Source organism: Citrobacter sp. RHBSTW-00524 (assembly GCF_013747755.1).
In the GTDB taxonomy this organism is placed as follows: Bacteria; Pseudomonadota; Gammaproteobacteria; order Enterobacterales; family Enterobacteriaceae; genus Citrobacter; species Citrobacter braakii.
Map to the genome: position 1 here is coordinate 2,857,743 of NZ_CP056421.1, position 18,568 is coordinate 2,876,310.

Here is an 18,568-nt window from a genome sequence, read left to right on the forward strand (position 1 = left end):
CCTAATGGAGAGTTGCTATGCCACACCTGCACACTGCATCCCTGCGCCCTTCGCTCTTGGCGCTGGCGATTATCAGTAACCTGCCCGCCGTCGCGTATGCGGCGGTAGAAGATATGACCGTCACCGCTACCGGCAATGCCCGTAGTGCTTTTGAAGCACCGATGATGGTCAGCGTGATTGATGCCACCGCGCCGGAAAACCAGACCGCCAGCTCAGCAGCCGACCTGTTGCGTACGGTTCCGGGCCTGACCCTTGACGGCACCGGTCGCACTAACGGCCAGGACGTGAATCTGCGCGGCTACGATCGACGTGGCGTTCTGGTGCTGGTTGATGGCGTTCGTCAGGGAACCGACACCGGACACCTGAACAGTACCTTCCTCGATCCGGCGCTGATCAAACGCATCGAGGTCGTCCGTGGCCCTTCTGCACTGCTGTACGGTAGCGGCGCGTTAGGTGGAGTGATCGCCTATGACACTGCGAATGCCAAAGATCTGCTGGAGGCCGGACAAAACAGCGGTTATCGCGTGTTCGGCACCGCGGCAACCGGCGATCACAGCCTCGGTATGGGCGCCAGCGCGTTTGGTCGCACCGATACGCTGGACGGACTGCTTGCCTGGTCCAGTCGCGATCGCGGTGATTTGCGCCAGAGCAACGGTACTACGGCACCAAACGACGAAGCGATTAACAATATGCTGGCGAAAGGCAGCTGGAAAATTGACAGCGCCCAGACGCTGGCCGGCTCGCTGCGTTACTACAACAATGACGCCCGTGAACCTAAAAACCCGCAAACCAGCGCGGCGGATGCCACCAGCAACCCGATGACCGATCGCTCAACCATCCAGCGCGACGCACAACTGACCTACTCGATTGCTCCAGCCGACAATGACTGGTTGAACGCGGATGCCCGCGTCTACTGGTCCGAAGCACGCATTAATGCGCAAAACACGGATAACACCGGCGAGTTTCGCAAACAAACCACCAAAGGCGGCAAAATCGACAACCGCAGCCGTCTGTTTACCGACTCTTTTGCATCTCATTTGCTGACCTACGGCGGGGAATACTATCGTCAGGAACAACAGCCAGGCGGCGCAACCACCGGTTTCCCGGAGGCAAAAATAGATTTCAGCTCCGGTTGGCTACAAGATGAAATCACCCTGCGCGACCTGCCAGTTACGCTGCTGGGCGGTACCCGTTATGACTCTTATCGCGGCAGCAGCGACGGCTATGAAGATGTCGATGCCGATAAATGGTCGTCCCGCGCAGGGCTCACCGTTGCGCCAACCGACTGGCTGATGCTGTTCAGTTCATACGCTCAGGCCTTCCGTGCGCCGACCATGGGCGAGATGTATAACGATGCCAAACACTTCTCGATTGGCCGTTTTTACACCAACTACTGGGTGCCGAACCCTAACCTACGCCCGGAAACCAACGAAACCCAGGAATACGGATTTGGCCTGCGCTTTGACGATCTGTTGATGGCGAGCGATGCGCTCGAATTTAAAGCCAGCTATTTCGACACCAAAGCGAAAGATTACATCTCCACCAGCGTCGACTTTGCCGCCGCGACAACCATGTCCTATAACGTACCCAACGCCAAAATCTGGGGCTGGGACGTGATGGCGAAATATTCCGCCGATCTGTTCAGCCTCGACATGGCCTATAACCGTACGCGCGGCAAAGATACAGACACCGGCGAATACATTTCCAGCATTAACCCGGATACCGTCACCAGCAAACTGAACGTGCCGGTTGCGCACAGCGGTTTTTCCGTTGGCTGGATAGGTACATTTGCTGACCGTTCAACGCATATCAGCAGCAGCTACACGAAACAGCCCGGTTATGCGGTAAACGATTTCTACGTGAGCTATCAGGGCCAACAAGCGCTGAAAGGCATGACCACCACGCTGGTACTGGGCAACGCCTTCGACAAAGAGTACTGGTCGCCGCAGGGCATTCCGCAGGATGGTCGTAATGGCAAAATTTTCGTGAGTTATCAGTGGTAATCACTTTTCCCCGGTTCGCCGGGGCAGCAATCTGGAAGGAAGAGACAATGAATCATTACACACGCTGGCTGGAACTGAAGAAAGAAAATCCTGGCAAATACGCACGTGATATTGCGGGATTGATGAATATTAGCGAAGCCGAACTGACCTTCGCGCGCGTCGGTCATGACGCCTGGCGCTTACGTGGCGAAGTGCGTGAAATCCTCGGCGCACTGGAAGCCGTCGGCGAAACCAAATGTATATGCCGCAACGAATATGCGGTGCATGAGCAGGTTGGTGCGTTTACCAATCAGCACCTGAACGGTCATGCCGGACTGGTACTCAATCCGCGCGCCCTCGACCTGCGCCTGTTCCTCAATCAGTGGGCAAGCGTGTTCCATATCAGCGAAACAACCGCCCACGGTGAGCGTCAGAGCATTCAGTTCTTTGACCATCAGGGGGATGCGCTACTGAAGGTCTATGCCACACAGAATACCCTCATTGAGGAATGGGCTGCGTTGCTGACCCGTTTCATCTTCGCTGAAAACCCGCCTCTGGCGCTGCAACCCGCCCCCCCTTCTGCTCCAGCCACCGTCACGGTCGATGCGCAGACCGTTGATCAAGAGTGGCGAGCCATGACCGATGTACACCAGTTCTTCGGTCTGCTGAAACGCCACGATCTCACCCGCCAACAGGCGTTTAACCTGGTGGGCGACGATCTGGCCTGTAAAGTCGCAAATAGCGCTCTGGCGCAGTTACTCGACACCGCGCGCCAGGATGGCAATGAAATTATGGTCTTTGTAGGTAATCGTGGCTGCGTACAGATTTTTACCGGTGTGATAGAAAAACTGGTGCCGATGAAAGGCTGGCTGAACATATTCAACCCGACATTTACCTTACACCTGCTGGAAGAGAGCGTGGCAGAAACATGGGTAACGCGCAAACCGACCGCCGATGGCCACGTCACCAGCCTGGAACTGTTTGCTGCCGACGGCACGCAAATCGCCCAGTTGTATGGTCAACGAACGGAAGGCGAACCGGAGCAGACGCAATGGCGCGCGCAAATTGACGCACTGACGCCGAAAGGGCTGGCCGCATGAAAAAACTGCTGGTCCTGATTGCGCTACTGCCCATCGTCGCGATGGCTGCGTCCAGGGAACGGGTTGTTGCTCTCGGTGGCGATGTCACCGAGATTGTATACGCACTGGGAGCACAGTCTTCCCTTGTGGCGCGAGACAGCACCAGCCAGTGGCCTGAAGCAGCAAACGCCCTACCTGATGTCGGTTATTTGCGCCAGCTCAACGCCGAAGGGATCCTTGCCACCCGCCCTACGCTGGTCCTTGCCAGCGCGCAGGCGCAGCCCTCTCTGGCGCTAAAACAGCTCGAACAGAGCAACGTCAGGGTTGTGACGATCCCGGCAAGCAACGCGCTTAATGTTATTGATGAAAAAATTCGCGTCATCGCCGAAGCCACCCATAGGGAGGCCGATGGCGAAACGCTGCGCACCCGCTTCCGTCAGGAACTGGCGGCGCTGCCGTCATCTGAACTCAACAAACGCGTGCTGTTTATTCTCAATCATGGCGGGATGACCGCGATGGCGGCGGGCCAGCAAACCGCAGCCGATGCGGCTATTCGTGCCGCCGGTTTGCGCAACGCAATGCAGGGTGTTAACCGCTATCAGCCGCTGTCGCAGGAAGGTGTCATTGCCAGCCAGCCCGATCTGGTGGTGATTTCACAGGACGGCGTTAAGGCGATGGGTGGCGAAGATAACCTGTGGGCGCTGCCGGGCCTGGCGCAGACGCCTGCCGGACGAAATAAACAGGTATTGCAGGTTGACGATATGGCGCTGCTCGGCTTTAGCGTACGCACCCCGCAGGCCATTTTGCAGCTTCGCGCTAAAGCTGAGCAATTGCCCTGATGTCGCGACGTATCCGTTGTTCTTTATGGACACTCGCACTCATGTTGGTCGTGATGACAATTATGGCTACCGGTTTTGGCGCGTTGCGCCTGCCGGTAAGTCTGCTGTGGCGTGATGGCGATGAGGCACTGCGTCAAATCTGGCTCACCATTCGCCTGCCCCGCGTCCTGCTAGCGCTGGTGATTGGCGGTTCTCTGGCGCTCGCGGGCTGCGTGATGCAGGGCCTGTTTCGCAACCCGCTTGCCGATCCGGGATTACTGGGGATAAGCAGCGGTGCCGCCTGCGCCGTCGCCCTGTGGGTAGTGCTGCCGGTCTCTTTGCCCGCGCTGTTGATGCTGTACGCCCCCATGCTGGCCGCTTTTCTCGGTGCGCTGGCAGCTACGGTGGTTATTTTTATCCTTAGCCAACAGCGCGACGCTTCACTCTCACGTCTGCTGTTGGTCGGTATTGCCATCAACGCGCTGTGCGGGGCGGCGGTTGGCGTTTTGTCGTGGGTCAGTAATGACGCGCAACTGCGCCAGCTGTCGCTATGGGGGATGGGCAGTCTGGGGGCCGCGCAATGGTCCACGCTGCTGGCTGTCACTTCATTGACTGTCCCGACGGTGCTGATCATCTGGCGTCTGGCACCGGCGCTGAACCTGCTGCAGTTAGGAGAGGAAGAGGCGCATTACCTCGGCGTAGATGTGCGTAACGTTCAGCGTGTTTTGCTACTTTGTAGCGCACTGCTGGTTGCCGCAGCCGTGGCGGTAAGCGGCGTAATTGGCTTTATCGGGCTGGTTATCCCGCATCTGATACGCATGTGGCTCGGCTCAGACCATCGGGCCGTTATCCCAGGTTCCGTGCTGACGGGCGCATTTTTATTGCTGATAGCCGACACGCTGGCCCGTACGGCGGTTGCGCCTGCGGAAATGCCGGTCGGTTTGCTAACCAGTCTTCTGGGCGCACCGTGGTTTTTATGGCTTATTTTTCGTCAGCGAGGACCGCATGGCTGAACATTTCATCGCTGAAGGGCTTCACTATCGCGTCGCGGGCAGAGCGGTGATTGACGACGTCTCTCTTGCTCTCGAAAAAGGTGAACTGGTGGCGCTCATCGGCCCAAACGGTGCGGGGAAATCCACCCTGCTGCGCCTGCTGACCGGTTTTCTGAAACCGGCTACAGGGCGCTGCGTGCTGGCGGGTAAACCGCTGGATGAATGGCATACCCAGACACTGTCGCGGCATCGGGCGGTGATGCGCCAGCAAACGCAGTTGGGATTTGACTGGCCGGTAGAGGCCGTCATCGCGATGGGGCGTGCGCCCTGGACCCAGCGGTCGGAACCTCGACTTATCGCTCAGGTGATGGAAATGACCGGATGTACACCGCTGGCGGGCCGGCAATACGCCGCGCTTTCCGGCGGCGAGCAACAGCGAGTACAGTTAGCCCGTGCACTGGCGCAACTTTGGTGCGACGGCGCGCCTCGCGGCTGGTTATTCCTTGATGAACCGACCTCTGCGCTGGATCTTTACCACCAGCAGCATCTGTTGCGCTTGCTGAAGACGCTTACCGCTTCACAAGAGCTGCATGTGTGCATTGTGCTTCACGATCTGAATCTCGCCGCACTGTGGGCAGACAGAATAGTGTTGCTGCACAACGGCAGGCTGGTGTCGCAGGGAACGCCTGAGGCCGTGTTACAGGCCGATGACCTGAAACGCTGGTATGGCGCGCAGGTACACGTTGGCCAGCATCCGGCCAACGGATCCCCGCAGGTGTTTCTGGCCCCTTAGCTTGAACAGCTCACTTCCAGCCGTTTGCCCCAGTCAGGTGGACGGCTGACATAGTCATCATCACGATCGACAAATGGGGTACGCAACGCCTCGTGTAACCGATGCAGCTCGGCGTAATCCCCCTGCTCTGCCTGATTAATCGCCCGTTGCGCCAACCAGTTACGCAATACCATCGCCGGATTAGCCGCCTTCATCTGCGTTTGTCTGACTGCGTCGGCAATGTTGTCTTGCTGCAGGCGTGAGCGATACCGCGTGAACCAGTCATCAAACGCTGCGCGGTCGATAAACTCATCGCGCAGCGGGGATTGCGCGCTGTGTTGTTCCGTCTGACTGAGCATGCGAAACGTTCGCGTATAGTCGCTTCTTTCCCGCGCCATCAGGTTAAACAGTTCACTAAGCAGTTCGTTATCGTTTTTTTGCTCGCTAAAGAAGCCAAGCTTTTGTCGCATCCGCTGACCGTAGCGAGTTAACAGCGCCAGTTGATAACTGTCCAGCGCATCATTAAGCGCCTCGACCGGGATAAATGGCGACAGAGTTTGCGCCAGACGTTGCAGGTTCCAAAGCGCCGCGGCCGGTTGATTATCGAAACTGTATCGACCCTGGTTGTCTGAGTGGTTGCAGATAAAATCGGGCACGTAGTCATCAAGGAAACCGAATGGACCGTAATCCATCGTCAGTCCCAGAATCGACATGTTGTCGGTGTTCATGACACCATGCGCAAATCCCACCGCCTGCCAGTCCGCGATTAACGTCGCAGTACGCGTGACAACATCGTTAAACCACAGCTGATACTTATCGGCTTCTTCCTGCCATTGCGGCCAATAATAGCGAATCGCAAAGTCAGCCAACTGGCGCACTTTTTCCGGCTCACGGCGATAGTAAAAATGCTCAAAATGGCCAAAGCGCAGATGGCTTTGCGCCACGCGAATGAGCATCGCCCCTGATTCTACCGTTTCGCGATACACCGGCGTGTCGCTGGTAACAATCGACAATGCCCGCGTGGTCGGTATTCCCAGGTAATGCATCGCTTCGCTGGCCAGGCTTTCGCGAATTGTCGAGCGCAGTACGGCGCGACCATCCCCCATACGGGAATAAGGCGTAAGTCCGGCGCCTTTCAGGTGCCAGTCACACGTTGAGCCGTCAGCGAGCTGTTGTTCGCCCAACAGGATCCCGCGTCCATCGCCAAGCTGGCCCGCCCAGACGCCAAATTGATGTCCGCTATAAACTTGCGCTAAAGGCGACATCCCGGGAAGCAACGATTCACCGCCCCAAACACCGGCTCCGGTCGGAATATCAAATAGTGTCTCTGGAATAGCTAATTGCTCCGCCAGCGCATCGTTATGCCAGATCAGGCGCGCGTTTTTCAGGGGAGTGGGTGAAAGTGCTGTATAGGTTGCTGGTAATTCATCACGCCAGCGGGTGGTAAAAGACAGGGTCATAGGGCCTCCTGTCTCTAGTGTAGACTGTTAAAAGCCTGTTAAACACCAGCAAATATGAGGGTTATATCTTCGCGAGCGAAATTATCTGCGCGGGGGGTACAGCAGGCCACAGCGCGCCCTGCATGGCGCTGAATCCCAGAGGCAGTACGCGCGCTAACATCTCGGGTGTATCAATACCGCTAATGATAATTGACTCACTGCTGGGAAATAGCTGTGCCAGGATAGCCCGCATAAACGGCTCAAACGAAATATGTGTAATCCTTTGTTGAACAAAGTTTTTATCGAGCACGACGCGTTTGAACAGCCCATCAAAAATTGCCCGGTTTGATATGCCGCCAGCACCATAGTTTGTCAGTACTAATGGAAATCGCGCCGCCAGTGCTGCCAACGTTGGATTCGCTTTTCCATTATTTAACTCTGGATAGTTTTCATTAATAGCCAGTTCCAGAAATGACAATCGTTCAACTTGTGAAGCAAATTTAGTATCTGATAATAAAGTATTAGCAATTGCCGGCGTTAAATTAATCCAGGCAGAAACCTTTCGTTGAATAAAAAAATGTTGGCACGTTTCGATTAATTCAAGCTTTTCGGTAAATAACCGACATTGCTCTTCGTCCGACATCCGAGGTAGGACCAGCTCGGTGGGTATACGCACATCCCCCTGCGCACTGGCAAAACTGGTAATGATATCTACGTATTCAAGATCGCCTTTTTCGTTTCTCGCAGGGAGAAAAGAGAACTCTGAATGGTAAAGAGTATCCATTGAAACAATCATCGTGCCAGCCCCTCTGCATAGGTGTTATCCGGCATCCTGTAGCAAAGGATGGAGAAATACGTTATTGCTGATGCAAGTAGAGGCCCTTTCATTTTTCCCTTTATAGCCAGTAAATCGAATCCCTTTTTTTTAGCTTATCCTGATTATAAGCGAATATCCAGCTTTGCACTTTTTAATATCTCGGAATAAATCATATTTTTAGCAAGATACGCTCTTAATGTTCAGGGGTATTGTCCGGCTGGCGGCAGAAATAAGAAGTTACTATCAAATGGAAATGTCGAGGCTGCTCAGCCGTAGGCAGCCTCGTGACTGATGAGGATTAAATACGTCGCGCCTGCCAAAAGTTTTTGCGCCAGTAAACGTTGTCCAGTGACGAGCGCATCACACCACGGCTGGTTGAGGCATGAATAAATTGATTATTGGTATCGTAAATTCCGACATGCAGACCGCTTTCCCCAGACCCGGTTTTAAAGAACACCAGATCGCCGGGCAGCAAATCATCTTTATCAATTTCGGTACCAATCTTTGATTGCGTGCGCGTATCACGCGGGAGTTGCAGATCGAATTTATCGCGCATTGTCATCAATACAAATCCAGAACAATCCACTCCGCTACGGCTCATGCCGCCATAACGATAGGGTGTGCCATGCCAGGTTTGTAGCTGGTCATTAAGCCCGGCGATAACGGCGATAGAATCCGACAAGCGGGCATTTGGCGCAGGAGCACGATGGCTGCTGCAGCCCGCCAAAAACAATGCTGTGATGAAAAGAAGCCAAAAGCGCATTCAGGACGAATCCTCTGAATTATATTTTTATGCCAATTTAGCGTGGAAATTATATGATTTTCAAGAACCCATTTAACTTAAGTGGTTGATATGAGCATTCTGTGGCCTTCAATATCCAAACGACGGAAGTTCACGCCATAAGCCGCAGACAGATTGGCCGGCGTTAGTACCGTATCACGAGCACCACTGGCAAGCAGCTTCCCGCGTTTGAGGAGCCAGGCCTTGTGCGCATGACGTAAGGTGTGATTAAGGTCATGACTGCTCATTACAATCGCGATGCCCTGTAAACACAGCTGACCCAGCATCCGGTCCAGCGCATTTTGTTGCGCCACGTCCAGGCTGTTCATCGGCTCATCCAGCAGTAAAAGCTGGCCGAATGGATTCGCTTGTGGGCAAATCTGCAGGATAACCGCAGCCAGGCGCACGCGCTGCCACTCACCGCCGGAGAGCTGATTCACGCTGCGTCCCAGCTTATCTCCAAGCCCAAGCGCATCGGCGATTTCCTGTAACAGATCGGTGCGTGCTTTATCGGGTTGATGCAGCGTCAGAAAATGCCAGACCGGCATCGCAAACGGCGGGTTTTGCTGTTGCGCAAGATAAGCACGATATTGCGCCAGCTTTGCTGCCGGCCATTCATCCAATGACACATCACCAAAGGTGATGCTGCCCTTGCCGGTCGTCAGCCCCGCCATTCGCGCCAACAGCGTGCTCTTTCCTGCGCCGTTAGGTCCCACTAAATGCAGGATCTCCCCTGCTTTTATCTCACCAGAAAGCGGGCCGAGTCGGGTCGATTCTGCTACGTCCTGTAGCTGCATCAATCGAGACATTAGTTTGCCAGCGCCGTCTTGATGGATTGCACCAGAACAGGATCCTCAGGCGTCATATCGGGTGAAAATCGTTGCAGTACCTGACCATCCCGACCCACTAAAAACTTCTCGAAATTCCACAGAATATCGTCCGGGTAGAGCGGCGCCCGACCTTTACTCGCCATACGCTCATAGAATCCACTATCCGCAGGCGCAACGGCGGTTGGCGCGGCATCAATCAGTTTCTGATACAGCGGATGGCGTCCCTCGCCGTTGACCTCAATTTTGCTGAACATCGGGAAGGTAACGCCCCAGGTGGTACTGCAGTACGTTTTTATTTCCTCTTCACTGCCCGGCTCCTGGCCCAGAAACTGGTTGCAGGGGAACCCAAGAACGGTAAAGCCCTGCTGATGCCAGGCTTTCTGCAGATTCTCCAGTTGCTCATATTGCGGCGTTAGCCCACATTTTGAAGCAACGTTGACGATTAACAGCACATTTCCGGCATACGGCTGCAGTGAGGTCACCTCGCCGTCGATGGTCGTCACGTCTGTATCGAGGATAGTGTTTTGCATAGCATCTCCAGAACAACATGTGGATTTTCAGTTTTTAATCATAGACCGAATCAACGCGTTCTAGCGCGCGGCTTTTAACAATAGCCAGATAAATACCGGTGCGCCCATGGTGGCCGTCACCACGCCAATTGGCAGCTCAGCCGAGGCCAGCACCAGACGCGCGACAACATCAGCCAACAGTAACACGATAGCGCCAGCCAACGCGCAGCCCGGCAGTAACACGCGATGATCGGTTAAGCCGCACAGCCGCAGAATATGTGGGATCACAAGCCCAATAAAGCCAATCGCTCCCGCCAGAGCCACGCTTACGCCAACCATCCAGCCCGTGGCGACCACCAGCAGGTTGCGCCAGAACCATAACGGCAATCCCAACTGACGTGCAGAAGTCTCCCCCAGCGCCAGCATATTCATCGGCTGCGACTGACAGCAGATCCACACCAGCACCGGAATCAACGCCACCATGAGCCAGGCCTGATGCCAGTCAACGCCGCCAAAGCCCCCCATCATCCAGTACATTAGCTGTCGCAAATCAAAAGAAGTGGAGAAGTAGATGGCCCATGTCATCAGCGCGCTACAGATAATGCCCAGCGCCACCCCCGCCAACAGCAGACGGCTGGTAGACAAATGACGGCGGGCAAAACGGAGCAGAATAAGCGTGATAATCAGCGCCCCAGCGATGGCGCATAAGCCCAACGCCCAGCCGGGGAGCTGCCCCTGCCCCAGCAGCACCGCCGCGATGAGCCCGACGCCCGCGCCATTAGACACGCCCAGTAATCCAGGCTCTGCGAGCGGGTTTTCAAAGAGAGCTTGCATCACTGCGCCAGATAAGGCCAACGCAGCGCCTACCAGCAAAACGGCGAGGGTACGGGGAAATCGGATTTGCCAGACGAACAGATCGCCGCGGGCGCTGAACCAGTCGCCGGGGGCGATCCACTGTTCTCCTGCGCATAAGCTAATCACGAGCATGACCAATAGCAACAGCGATAAAGTGCCTAACCAGTATCGGTCTCGCCGACGTTGTAATTGTGCAAAAGGTTGCATGTTTATACTTTTTTTATGGGTTATCTCATTAATTTTACGATGAAAGCAAAAAACATGGAAGGAAGCTCTACCGCAAATGAGGCAATGGCCCAAAACAGCATGAACCTTAGTCTTTTGCATAATGCAATGCTGGCAGCAATACCAGGTAGTAGCTGTCATTATTAATATCGTTCCTGAGATTAAATAAATAACCACAACCGGACAAGATGTCCGGTTGCAGAAGTTTTGTGTGATTGTCTTCTCATCAACACGTAAATATATTGTGTAGTCTTCATATCATCATAACACCCTCAGGAATTATCTTATGGATATAATTCTTTCGCTTATTTCCGGTGCAATTATTGGTTTCATATTTACATTAATAAAACTCCCCATTCCAGCCCCTGCTGCCTGGCCTGGTGTATTTGGTATCATCGGTGTACTTAGTGGTAATCAGATCTTTAATTATTTATTCAACAAATAAATTCATTCACCAAAGAAATTAACGTATAGACAAAATAAACTTATTACATGGACCTCTCATCACATTCATGAAAAGTGAGGATTAGATGCCCTGTCGTTACAAAAAACAGCGTCTTCGCTATATTTTAACACTACTCAAAAAACAAGGAAGTGTAAAAATATCATCTCTTGTTAAGGTACTTGATGTTACGGAAAGAACACTCCGCCGCGACATCAATGACCTCGTAAAAACAGGACATGTCCGCTCATGCTATGGAGGTGCTGTATATAATCACGACAATGCATTCCCATTATATGAGAACAACTCTCTTTATTTGCACCAAAACATCATCATTAACCAATCAAAGATCGAACGAGAAATATCAATGAACGAAAACAGTGGGAAAGTTTACATTCTGGGTTCATTTAATACCGACTTAGTATATCGGCTTCACCGTTTTCCTATTTCAGGGGAAACTACGCGCGCGCTTTTTTCCTGTTGTTTACCCGGCGGGAAAGGCAGCAACCAGGCGATAGCATCCGCACAAGCCAATGCTCGCACTTATTTTACGGTCAAATTAGGTGAAGATGAGTTTTCAACCAAAGCCCAGCATTTTTTAAATGGCGTAGGATTAGAAAAACTAACAATCTTTACCAAAAATGATGCACCAACCGGCAGTGCCGTAGTGATGATATCCGAAGAGGCTGGCGATAATGTAATCGTTATTAATCCAGGGGCTAATCAGGAAATAACGAGTGAAGAAATTATATCCTGTTATGACGAGATAGGCACCGCCAATGTTTTTTTGACGCAGATGGAAAACAATCCTGATGCTACAGCTCAAGCTATTAAGTTCGCACATGCCGCCGGGGTGATGACAATCCTGAATCCAGCACCATGGCGCAAGGAAGTGACAGATCTTCTCCGCTGGACACACATCCTGACCCCAAACCTCACAGAAGCAGAGGCGATAATTGGCAAGGCTATTCGTACGCCAGACGATATTCGTCAGGCCGCCGAAACCATGCACCAAATGGGACCACAATATATTCTAATTACGTTAGGCAAAGATGGGTGCTGGTTATTTGATGGATCTACACACCAACAGTTCCCGGCATATCCCGCCGTTAATATTGATACATCCGGCGCCGGTGATGCATTTAATGGTGCACTCGCTGCACGACTTGCCTGTGGAGAAAATATTGCCAACGCAATTCATTACGCCTGTGTATTTGCAGCACTGGCCGTAGAGCGTGAAGGCGCAGCCAATATGCCATCCCATGAACTCGTATTAAAACGATTAGCTTGTAATAAATACTGATATTAACCCACCACCAAAATAGGGATATAAAATGAAAAAAATCGCCTTCGGGGCTTTATTATCGTGCGTAGCTTTTTCCTCATTAGCTGAACAACAATACGGTTGGGGAAATATACATTTTGACTATCAATCCTGGGATGCCGGTGTTAAAGACCTCGAATATGAACAAGCCTTAATTGGTATTGAGGGAGGTATTGGTTTTGATTGGGGTGAGATGTACGGTTTTTATGATTTTGAAAATATTCTAGACGACGAGGGAAATCAGGGGCAGACTGCGAATGGTGAAATCCATACCTACCTCTGGAAAACGGGTGCCAGCCTATTTACAAAAGTCTATAATTCGCAAAGCCCTAATTTTAAAGAGACGAATCAATTTATTGGGCTTGGCTATACCGACCTGAAAGGCGATGGATGGTGGTTTAAACCCTGGATTGCTCGTCAGTATATTACCGCGCACAGTAATTTTGGCCCAGCTTATGATATTAATGGACTCAATGGTTTCTCAATTGGATGGAACGCTGGTTATGCTTTCAATCTTCTCAACCAGGACTTCTTACTGTCCAATTGGAATGAAATAGAACTTGACCGTAATGATGACTATACCGCTAACAATCATGGTAGCAATGGTTTAAACGGCGGCCTGAATATTACCTGGAAAATCATGCCTCATATATCCACCACATTAATGTATCGATACTTTTATAACAAACTTGGTGCGGATGGATATGGCGATATTCTCATTTATCGACTGGCCTACGACTTCTAACTTAAGGAACATTAACGATGTTAAGTATCCACTGGCCTGAATTAACTTCAGCGCAGCGTATTGCCTTAATTACGCCACCTAAGTATGGCAAAGTACCTATCGTTATTGACAGCGATACCTACAATGAAATTGACGATCAGATGGCCATTGCCTGGGCATTCTTACACCCGGAGCGCCTCGATCTGCAAGCTGTTTACGCCGCTCCGTTTACCAACCACTATTTTGGTAAAGAGGGCTCGCACACATATGTTGACGATCCCGCAGTAGGCATGCAACTGAGCGTCGATGAGATCTATCGCGTATTTAACAAACTCCCCCGCCGCGAAAACATACCGCAAATATTTCAGGGTTCAACACGCTATCTGAAAGATAGCAACCAGCCGGAGATGTCAGCAGCAGTACAGGATTTGATTAACCGGGCAAGAACGGCTGAGCAAACATTACATGTACTCGCAATCGCCGCGCCGACCAATATCGCTAACGCACTGCTCCTCGCGCCGGACATCGTCACAAAGATTCATGTCATCTGGCTTGGGGGTAACAGTTATGCCTGGAAAGATAATCATGAATTCAACCTGATGCAGGACATTGCGGCGAGTCGGGTACTTTTTGATAGCGGCGTAGCGCTCACCCAAATTCCCTGCTTTGGCGTGGCTAACACTATGGCCTCATCGGTCCCAGAGATGCAGCACTATTTTGCAGAGACCAGCCGCATTGGTAGCTACTTTGCTGAAATTGCCCCGCGATGCCCCTGGATTGGTTTTGCATCCCGCAAAGTCATTTGGGATATCACTACGGTTGGCTATGTCCTGAATCCTGACTGGTTCACCTGTGAATACCGTACATCCCCTTTGATCAATGACAATCTGAGCTGGAGTTTTGATAACCGCCGTCACGTCATTCAGGTCGCAAAATTTATTGAGCGGGACGCTCTCTTTAAAGATCTTTTCCGTAGCATCATTGATGCCGATGAGGGATAAACCATGCAGATACTCATCGTCATACTTGGCATTGTTGTCCTGTTACTCGTTGCCTGGCTATGTTCAGAAAATCGCAAAGCTATCCGGTTTCGCACTGTTAGCGGCGCCTTTGCAATCCAGGCTCTTTTTGCTGCATTTATCCTGTATGTCCCCTTAGGGGAAAAAATCTTACTCGCCATATCAAACAGTCTGTCAGGCATGCTGAACTATTCGTCGGAAGGGATTAACTTTCTCTTCGGTAATCTCGGACAGTTCAAAATGGGGTTTGTATTTGCCGTGCATGTTCTGCCGATTATCATTTTTATGTCAGCATTGTTCTCCGTGCTGTACTACCTGGGCATCATGCAGTGGATTATCCGCCTCATCGGTACGGGTATCCATAAACTGCTACGCACCAGCCCGGCAGAATCCATGGCTGCAACGGCCAATATTTTTGCGGGCAATACTGACGTCTTCGTCCTGATGAAGCCTTATGCGCCACGCATGACGCGCTCAGAACTGTTTGCCCTCATGACAGGTGGTGTGGCCTCTATCGCAGGCTCAGTGTTGGTTGGCTATGCCAGTATGGGGATCGAAATTCGCTATCTGGTAGCCGCCTCTTTTATGTCAGCACCAGGCGGTCTGTTAATGGCGAAAATGCTGTTTCCAGAAACGGAACCCGAAAACACTGCCGACGTGTCAGGCAATATGCTTGGTCAAGATGAAAAGCCTATCAACATCGTTGAAGCGGCGACAAATGGCGCGACTATCGGGCTGAAGCTCGCCGCTAACGTGGGGGCAATGCTTCTGGCACTGATTGCATTAATTGCTATGGTGAACGGCTTGTTGGGCTGGTTTTGTGGCTTTTTCGGCTATGGTAACGTCACGCTACAATTTATCTTCAGTTACCTCTTTGCTCCGGTTGCCTGGCTGTTGGGCATTCCCGCTAACGAAGTCTTGCAAATTGGCAGCCTGTTAGGTCAAAAATTGGTGTTGAATGAGTTCGTCGCGTATACCAGCTTTATTCCAATGAAAGACCAACTGTCGGAATATTCGCAGATAATAACGATCATGGCGCTGGCTGGGTTTGCCAATTTGTCCTCTCCTGCCGCATTGATTGGCGTACTGGGGGGGATTGTGCCGGGGAAAAAAAGTTTCATTGCTAAAATGGGGCTTAAAGTGATCCTGGCGGGCACGTTGTCTAACCTGCTGAGTGCAGCACTGACCGGGCTGTTTTTCCTTCTGGCCCACTAAGAAAAAAGGCCGCATTCGCGGCCTTTTTAGTTAGTTCAGATTACTCTTCTTTCGGCGTTGCGTTTTCAACCCGGCTTTTTAACTTCTGTCCGGGTCTGAAGGTCACCACGCGCCGTGCTGTAATGGGAATATCTTCGCCCGTTTTCGGATTACGGCCCGGACGTTGATTCTTATCACGCAGATCGAAGTTACCAAAACCAGAGAGTTTTACCTGCTCACCATTTTCCAGAGCACGACGGATCTCTTCGAAAAACAGCTCGACCAGTTCTTTGGCATCCCGCTTGCTAAGCCCAAGCTTATCAAACAGATATTCTGACATTTCAGCTTTTGTAAGCGCCATAGGTTCAATCCCTCAATGATGCCTGGAATCGCTCTTTTAATGCCTCTACACATTTGGCGACGGTAGCGGCAATCTCCTCTTCTTCAAGTGTACGGCTGGTATCCTGAAGGATCAGGCTGATAGCGAGGCTCTTATAACCCTCCGCAACACCCTTACCGCGGTACACGTCAAACAAGTTTACGCCAACTACCTGATTTACGCCAACTTTCTTACATTCGGATAAAATATCCGCAGCGGGAACGTTTTCTGCCACAACGACCGCGATGTCGCGGCGGTTCGCCGGGAAGCGAGAAACTTCACGCGCCTGAGGCACCACGCGGTCTGCGAGCTTGTTCCACTCCAGTTCAAACACCAGAGTGCGACCGTTCAGATCCAGTTTACGTTCCAGTTCAGGATGAACAACCCCAATGAAACCAATGCGTTCACCTTTCAGATAAATCGCCGCAGACTGCCCCGGATGCAGTGCTGGATTCGCTTCAGCTTTGAATTGAATATCCGCCAGCTTGCCGGTCAGGTCGAGAACCGCTTCCAGATCGCCTTTCAGATCATAGAAATCAACGGTCTCTTTTGCCAGATTCCAGTGTTCATCATGACGGTTACCGCAGATCGCGCCCGCCAGCATCAGATCCTGACGGATCCCGAGGTTGGCCTGCGTGTCCGGTACGAAACGTAAACCCGTTTCGAAAATACGCACGCGGTTTTGCTGACGATTCTGGTTGTACACTACCGTAGACAGCAAGCCGGTCCACAGGGATAAACGCATTGCCGACATATCAATCGAGATTGGGCTTGGCAGCAACAGCGCTTCTTCACCCGGGTGTAGCAGCGCCTGGACTTTCGGGTCGACAAAGCTGTAGGTAATAACTTCCTGGTAGCCTTTGTCATTCAGCATGGTTTTTACGCGTTTCAGCGACAAATCCGCTTCACGATGAGTACCCATGATAAGACCCGCCTGAATTGGCGTATTCGGGATATTGTCATAACCGTATACACGGGCGACTTCTTCGACCAGGTCTTCTTCGATCTCCATATCGAAACGCCAGCTCGGTGCTACCGCTTTCCACTCATCTTGCCCTTCCGTGACATCACAACCCAGACGGCGCAGAATATCGCTCACCTGCTCATCTGCAATATGGTGTCCGATCAGACGATCCAGTTTGCTACGGCGAAGCGTAATGGTTGCGCGTTTTGGCAGCGAGGCTTCGTTCGTCACGTCAATGATTGGACCCGCTTCGCCGCCGCAGATATCAATCAGCAGGCGCGTAGCACGCTCCATGGCTTTATGTTGCAGCGCCGGATCGACACCACGCTCATAGCGGTGAGAGGCATCGGTGTGCAGACCGTGACGACGTGCGCGACCGGTAATAGACAGCGGGCTGAAGAACGCGCATTCCAGCAGGACGTTTTGCGTTTCATCATTCACACCGGAGTGTTCGCCACCAAAGATGCCGCCCATTGCCAGCGCTTTGTTATGGTCCGCAATCACCAGCGTATCCGCATTCAGCTTCGCTTCACTGCCGTCCAGCAATACCAGGGTTTCACCTTCTTTTGCCATGCGGACAACAATCCCGCCTTCAATGCGGTCTTTGTCGAATGCGTGCATCGGCTGGCCCAATTCGAGCAGCACATAGTTAGTCACGTCAACCACGGCATCGATCGAGCGGATGCCGCAACGACGCAGTTTTTCTTTCATCCACAGCGGGGTTGGCGCTTTAACGTTAATGCCTTTCACCACGCGGCCCAGATAGCGTGGGCAGGCTTCCACCGCGTCGACCTGAATCGGCAGGACGTCGCTAATGGTTGCGGCTACTGGCGCTATTTCCGGCTCAACCAGAGGGGCTTTGTTCAGTACAGCAACGTCACGTGCCACACCGATAATGCCTAAGCAGTCGGCGCGGTTCGGAGTGACGCTGATTTCGATAGTATTATCGTCAAGCTTCAGGTATTCACGGATATCGGTACCAATTGGTGCATCGACAGGCAGTTCGATAATACCGTTGTGATCGTCGGAAATGCCCAGCTCGGAGAACGAGCACAGCATGCCTTCAGACGGCTCACCGCGCAGTTTTGCGGCTTTGATTTTGAAATCGCCCGGCAGAACGGCACCAACGGTTGCTACAGCCACTTTCAGCCCTTGACGGCAGTTTGGCGCACCGCAGACGATATCCAGCAGGCGGTCGCCGCCGACATTCACCTTGGTGACGCGCAGTTTGTCAGCGTTAGGATGCTGAGCGCACTCAACCACTTCACCCACTACAACGCCGTTGAACGCGCCAGAAACAGGATCCACACCGTCAACTTCCAGACCCGCCATCGTGATTTGGTTTGACAACGCATCGCTATCAATCGCCGGGTTTACCCATTCGCGTAACCACAGTTCACTGAATTTCATTGTTTTATCCTGC

18 protein-coding genes are annotated in these 18,568 nt (G+C 52.3%); 10 read left to right on the plus strand and 8 right to left on the minus strand.

What is annotated here, in order from left to right:
* Nucleotides 1-17 precede the first annotated feature (17 nt).
* From HV229_RS13745 to HV229_RS13765, 5 genes are read left to right on the plus strand one after another with little or no spacing between them, the layout of a single operon-like run.
* Nucleotides 18-2,003 carry a TonB-dependent hemoglobin/transferrin/lactoferrin family receptor gene (locus HV229_RS13745; protein WP_181545667.1) on the plus strand — a complete coding sequence of 662 codons (1,986 nt, stop codon included), beginning with the start codon at nt 18-20 and terminating at the stop codon, nt 2,001-2,003.
* Between the two features lie 47 nt (nt 2,004-2,050).
* Nucleotides 2,051-3,082 carry a hematinate-forming heme oxygenase ChuS gene (gene chuS, locus HV229_RS13750; RefSeq protein ID WP_016152880.1) on the plus strand — a complete coding sequence of 344 codons (1,032 nt, stop codon included), beginning with the start codon at nt 2,051-2,053 and terminating at the stop codon, nt 3,080-3,082.
* The gene (locus HV229_RS13755; RefSeq protein WP_049268798.1) at nt 3,079-3,900 is read left to right on the plus strand and encodes a hemin ABC transporter substrate-binding protein; all 822 of its coding nucleotides are present in this window, start codon (nt 3,079-3,081) and stop codon (nt 3,898-3,900) included. The genes chuS and HV229_RS13755 overlap by 4 nt, the downstream gene beginning before the upstream one ends.
* Entirely contained in the window at nt 3,900-4,892 is a 993-nt protein-coding gene (locus HV229_RS13760) for an iron ABC transporter permease (RefSeq protein ID WP_181545668.1), read from the plus strand. Before HV229_RS13755 ends, HV229_RS13760 begins: the two co-directional genes overlap by 1 nt.
* A complete protein-coding gene (locus HV229_RS13765; protein ID WP_181545669.1) occupies nt 4,885-5,664 on the plus strand; it encodes a heme ABC transporter ATP-binding protein in 780 nt (259 codons plus the stop codon). The genes HV229_RS13760 and HV229_RS13765 overlap by 8 nt, the downstream gene beginning before the upstream one ends.
* On the opposite strand, the gene selO is transcribed toward HV229_RS13765, so the two are convergent.
* From selO to btuC, 6 genes are all read right to left on the minus strand, one after another.
* Nucleotides 5,661-7,103: a protein adenylyltransferase SelO gene (selO, locus tag HV229_RS13770; RefSeq protein ID WP_103766224.1), complete on the minus strand. Its 1,443-nt coding sequence runs from the start codon at nt 7,101-7,103 to the stop codon at nt 5,661-5,663. The genes HV229_RS13765 and selO overlap by 4 nt on opposite strands.
* 61 nt (nt 7,104-7,164) lie before the next feature.
* Nucleotides 7,165-7,878: an EAL domain-containing protein gene (locus tag HV229_RS13775; protein WP_016152875.1), complete on the minus strand. Its 714-nt coding sequence runs from the start codon at nt 7,876-7,878 to the stop codon at nt 7,165-7,167.
* 319 nt (nt 7,879-8,197) lie between these two features.
* On the minus strand, nt 8,198-8,662 hold the full coding sequence (locus HV229_RS13780; protein ID WP_003832591.1) for an NlpC/P60 family protein: 465 nt from the start codon (nt 8,660-8,662) through the stop codon (nt 8,198-8,200).
* 77 nt (nt 8,663-8,739) lie between these two features.
* Nucleotides 8,740-9,489 (minus strand): vitamin B12 ABC transporter ATP-binding protein BtuD, encoded by a 750-nt coding sequence (gene btuD / locus HV229_RS13785; protein ID WP_080858716.1) that lies wholly within the window; start codon nt 9,487-9,489, stop codon nt 8,740-8,742.
* Complete coding sequence (locus tag HV229_RS13790; protein WP_016156341.1) at nt 9,489-10,040, minus strand: glutathione peroxidase; 552 nt, start codon at nt 10,038-10,040, stop codon at nt 9,489-9,491. The genes btuD and HV229_RS13790 overlap by 1 nt, the downstream gene beginning before the upstream one ends.
* 60 nt (nt 10,041-10,100) lie before the next feature.
* Entirely contained in the window at nt 10,101-11,081 is a 981-nt protein-coding gene (btuC, locus tag HV229_RS13795) for a vitamin B12 ABC transporter permease BtuC (protein ID WP_032931198.1), read from the minus strand.
* Between the two features lie 304 nt (nt 11,082-11,385).
* Between btuC and HV229_RS13800 the strand changes: the two genes are divergently transcribed.
* The 5 genes from HV229_RS13800 to HV229_RS13820 all read left to right on the plus strand — a co-directional run bounded on the left by HV229_RS13800 (nt 11,386) and on the right by HV229_RS13820 (nt 15,823).
* Entirely contained in the window at nt 11,386-11,544 is a 159-nt protein-coding gene (locus tag HV229_RS13800) for a DUF1427 family protein (RefSeq protein ID WP_181545670.1), read from the plus strand.
* Nucleotides 11,545-11,629: 85 nt separating this feature from the next.
* A complete protein-coding gene (locus HV229_RS13805; RefSeq protein WP_181545671.1) occupies nt 11,630-12,844 on the plus strand; it encodes a PfkB family carbohydrate kinase in 1,215 nt (404 codons plus the stop codon).
* A 31-nt stretch (nt 12,845-12,875) separates the two neighbouring features.
* Nucleotides 12,876-13,610: an outer membrane protein OmpK gene (locus tag HV229_RS13810; RefSeq protein WP_016152869.1), complete on the plus strand. Its 735-nt coding sequence runs from the start codon at nt 12,876-12,878 to the stop codon at nt 13,608-13,610.
* Nucleotides 13,611-13,627: 17 nt separating this feature from the next.
* On the plus strand, nt 13,628-14,590 hold the full coding sequence (locus tag HV229_RS13815; RefSeq protein ID WP_080858713.1) for a nucleoside hydrolase: 963 nt from the start codon (nt 13,628-13,630) through the stop codon (nt 14,588-14,590).
* 3 nt (nt 14,591-14,593) lie between these two features.
* On the plus strand, nt 14,594-15,823 hold the full coding sequence (locus HV229_RS13820; protein ID WP_181545672.1) for a NupC/NupG family nucleoside CNT transporter: 1,230 nt from the start codon (nt 14,594-14,596) through the stop codon (nt 15,821-15,823).
* A 40-nt stretch (nt 15,824-15,863) separates the two neighbouring features.
* Here HV229_RS13820 and ihfA read toward each other — a convergent pair whose 3' ends face one another.
* Both ihfA and pheT read right to left on the minus strand, forming a co-directional pair.
* Nucleotides 15,864-16,163, minus strand: coding sequence for an integration host factor subunit alpha (gene ihfA, locus HV229_RS13825; RefSeq protein WP_003030571.1), 300 nt, complete (start codon nt 16,161-16,163; stop codon nt 15,864-15,866).
* A 4-nt stretch (nt 16,164-16,167) separates the two neighbouring features.
* The gene (pheT, locus tag HV229_RS13830) at nt 16,168-18,555 is read right to left on the minus strand and encodes a phenylalanine--tRNA ligase subunit beta (RefSeq protein WP_016152866.1); all 2,388 of its coding nucleotides are present in this window, start codon (nt 18,553-18,555) and stop codon (nt 16,168-16,170) included.
* Between the last annotated feature and the right edge of the window lie 13 nt (nt 18,556-18,568).